We start from the raw sequence: 3,694 nt of genomic DNA, 5'->3' as shown, positions 1-3,694 counted from the left end.
TTAGTGTGCTTAATTGATTAGGCGATTTTTGTGATATTTTTTGCTTGCAATCCACGTTGGCCTTGCTCAACTTCGAATGCTACTTTTTGACCATCGTCTAATGATTTAAAGCCGTCTGCTTGAATCTCAGAGAAATGAGCAAAAACATCTTGTCCTTCTTCTGTTGTGATAAAGCCGAAACCTTTTTCTGCGTTAAACCATTTTACTGTACCTTGTGTCATTTGAGTTACCTCTTATTATTTATTTGTAAAAAAACTTAAAGAGATAAAACATAGATTAAACTGATACTTTGACTCGAAAAACTTATTTACTCTCTTTAGTATAACAGTATCATTCGTATAAGTCAACCCTAATGACCTTTTTCTTCTAACAATTGTTTTAATCAATCCTCCTTATTGCTGTTTTAAGAGCCTTGAACACTTAAAAACCCTGTCTCAAAACCATGATAATAAGGCGTTAAAACACTTATCTATTAGCTTTCCACCTCATTTAAGCTATTAGTATGGTATTGCTGCTCTGATATGATATAATGACCTTATTATATCAACTCATTTAAGAAGACTCCCCCTGCAAAATCGTTGACTCTTCTCTTTAACCATAACAATTATATTCATGAATAAGGAGTTTATAATGTCTAGCTCAAGATTAGAAGCTTTTAGTGATGGCGTTTTAGCTATTATTATTACCATCATGGTCATCACCCTAAAAATACCCACAGGAGATAGTCTCAAAGATCTCTTTCAGGTTGTTCCTAGCCTCTTGGCCTATGCGCTGAGTTTTACCTATGTTGCTGTCTACTGGAATAACCACCACCATTTGCTCTCAGCTATTAAAACCGTTGACAGCAAAGTGCTTTGGTTTAACAGCCTTTGGCTGTTTTTCCTCTCCCTAATCCCGTGGGCGACAGACTGGTTGAGTCATTTTTACACTAGTGCCTTTCCTGTTATTGCCTATGGCTTTATTTTGTTTACCACTGCTATTACTTACTTTGCCTTACAATCACAAGTTATCGCTGTTAGTCATAAATCTGATTTGCTCAAAAAAGAAGTCGGAAAAGATATCAAAGGCAAACTCTCCCTAATCATCTATCTCATCTCCATGCTTGTCGCTAGTTTTTCAACCACTTTAGCTATTTTAGGCTACTATAGCGTTGCTTTAATATGGTTTATCCCTGATAAAAGAATAGCCAAAGTTCTCACCACCAAATAACTAAAAGATGATTGCCTTATCTCACACCAAAAACGAAAGGGAAAAGAAAGAAACCTCATGATTAAACTCATTATATTTGGCCTAAGTCTTGCTCTGGCCACAACTGGCATTATTTCAATTGTTATCGGTATCGCCAAACAGCGAAAAGACATTGTCACACACGGCTCCATAAAATTTTTAATCGGCCTAATATTATTTATTTTATTTGAATTACATAATTTAGGCTATCTCTAAAACATTACCAAACATGTTATCAGTCTAATTAGCACCTCTTCGGTGCTTTTTCTTGCCAAGAATGGCTTTTGGAGCACCTGGTCATTTTTACTTGTCTAAGGTGTAAAGATAGTGTAAATCATAAAAATATCCCAAATTAATGCAATATGGAAATTTATTGATATCAAATGCGCTTTGACTCCTCAGATTAGTAGTTAATTTAGTAGCTCCTATTCATTGATTCAATGCTGCTGGTACACAATATGAACATAAAAATGCTAACTATTCTATCATTGTTACTATTAGTAACGACTTACTCCAATGGAAATCATGTTCTTTTTCATTCAAAACGGTTTTTTTCCCTGTAACATACCTATTTTCAGTGTATGTGATATAATGACTTTTAAAAGGTATTTCACTAAAAAAACAGGTTAACTAACTTGATAAATTCTAATCCAAAGATCCTGACTGTCATTAACACTTTTAGAAAGGTTTTTTTAGAGTGTTATATATACGTGCAATACTTGAATCACGTTAAAAGCAAATGAGGAGAAAAAAGATGAATCAAGACAGTTATTTCGATGGCGGGCTACTGAGCTATATTGGGTATAGCCTTATCTCTGCTATCATTATTTTGTTTACTTTGGGTATCTGTACCCCTTGGGCAATTTGCATCATGGTTAATTGGAAGGTCAAGCATACTGTAATCGATGGCCATCGCTTATATTTTGACGGGACAGCAATGCAACTTTTCGCCAATTGGATAAAGTGGTTTTTGCTAACAATCATCACACTTGGCATTTATTCTTTTTGGCTAAACATCAAATTGGAGCAATGGACAGTAAAACACACTCATCAAGCAAACTAACCAAGTTATCTTTTTACTGTATCTGATTTGGATATAGTCCAAAATTTGACAAAACTCAACATTATTCAAAAATAGTAGAAGATTAACTGACTCCTGGGATTATGACATGAAAATGTCTAATTAAGTAGAAAGATTGTCTTCTATATTTTATTTCTCTTGCTTCGCTCTTGGTTCATTAAAAAGTTGCTATCTGCGCGTGGTTAATAGTATTGAGTAAAGGAGGGCTTCTTTTATAGAATATTTTAGTCAACTAATTATTTATGTTATTCAATAGCTTACTCAAGTGATTCTGAAATTCCTTGACGATTTTTCAGAGCCTCTTCTGTGTTATCACAACTGACATATCCTAAGGCTTTACAATTAAGTAGGTGTTTTCCGTTATCGATAATATCAATGAATTGAGCAACATCTATTTCTTAAGTTATTGATTTGTTTAGCAACCCATTGAACACTTCAATTACTCTATGAATGTCAGCTGCAGACGTAGTGTTTTGCTACCATGTATTTTCTTGAGGTTCTGGAGGTTCTTAAAAGTTAGAGTCTGAAAAGAAACGGAAGCGCTTTTATATGTTTTAGGCGTTAAGCCTTTGTTATTAGCCGATGCAGATTGTAAACCTTGATTGTACTGTTGAAGAGCACTTATGGCAGGTAATTCAAATATTACAACTGATTCTTCTTTCTATCTATTAAAATACTGAGGTATTGAAGTCGTTTCAGTGATAATTATCGATAGCACATCTTTCATTAACAGTGTCTATGTGTTTATTGAAACCATAAGTTATGCTGGATTTTTTCTTATTTTGTTTGGTAATAACTTCCAATTCAATTCGTAATTCATCTGTTTTTTCGAAATTATTTCTTCCTTTTACATCTTCTACTTGCTGACGCACACTCAAAATATCATGAATAATACTATGATATTTTACTATGGCTTATTTTTTAAGAATAGCTCTAACATCTAAGCAAGCTGTTTATGCTCCATAAAATATATTCAAGTCCTTTTTTTATTTCATTTCTATTGATCTGTAGTTATTTGCTCAAACTGTTTTATTGATTTTTGTTTGACATTTGAATTCATTATATTTATTTTGCTTAAATAACCATCATAATCAAAAACTACAATTCTCAAAGTCTCGGCGTAGAAGTATATTTTTCACGAAACTCCTTCTTTTTAATTTAAGATAAGCTTATCTTAAATAAAGCATTTAATAAGTCACTCTTACTTTCTGAGTAATGTTGAGAGATTTTTATACTTCTATTCCCAAATTTATCTAACCTATCTTTTATTCCTTAAACAGCAGAGCTTTTAGTATGCTGATTTTTACCACTCTCAATCTCCTCAACTGCCTGTGCAATACCCAGATTTCTAATTGTTAGTCATACAATTGCTACTGATTTTAAAAA

General features: G+C 33.0%; 4 protein-coding genes. 3 read left to right on the top strand and 1 reads right to left on the bottom strand.

The features are described from left to right. Positions 1-17: 17 nt before the first annotated feature. Positions 18-221, bottom strand: coding sequence for a cold-shock protein (locus AKK44_RS07340; protein ID WP_037594503.1), 204 nt, complete (start codon positions 219-221; stop codon positions 18-20). Between the two features lie 409 nt (positions 222-630). On the opposite strand from AKK44_RS07340, the gene AKK44_RS07335 reads away from it, so the two are divergent. The 3 genes from AKK44_RS07335 (at position 631) to AKK44_RS07330 (ending at position 2,290) form a co-directional block, all read left to right on the top strand. Then, entirely contained in the window at positions 631-1,209 is a 579-nt protein-coding gene (locus AKK44_RS07335) for a TMEM175 family protein (RefSeq protein ID WP_054279145.1), read from the top strand. 57 nt (positions 1,210-1,266) lie between these two features. Next, a complete protein-coding gene (locus tag AKK44_RS09025) occupies positions 1,267-1,443 on the top strand; it encodes a hypothetical protein (protein ID WP_161802571.1) in 177 nt (58 codons plus the stop codon). Between the two features lie 538 nt (positions 1,444-1,981). Further along, positions 1,982-2,290, top strand: coding sequence for a DUF898 family protein (locus AKK44_RS07330; RefSeq protein ID WP_054279144.1), 309 nt, complete (start codon positions 1,982-1,984; stop codon positions 2,288-2,290). Positions 2,291-3,694 lie beyond the last annotated feature (1,404 nt).

Origin of the sequence: Streptococcus phocae (assembly GCF_001302265.1) — a bacterium.
Lineage (GTDB): Bacteria > Bacillota > Bacilli > Lactobacillales > Streptococcaceae > Streptococcus > Streptococcus phocae.
This window is presented reverse-complemented; position numbering and strand designations above follow the sequence as displayed.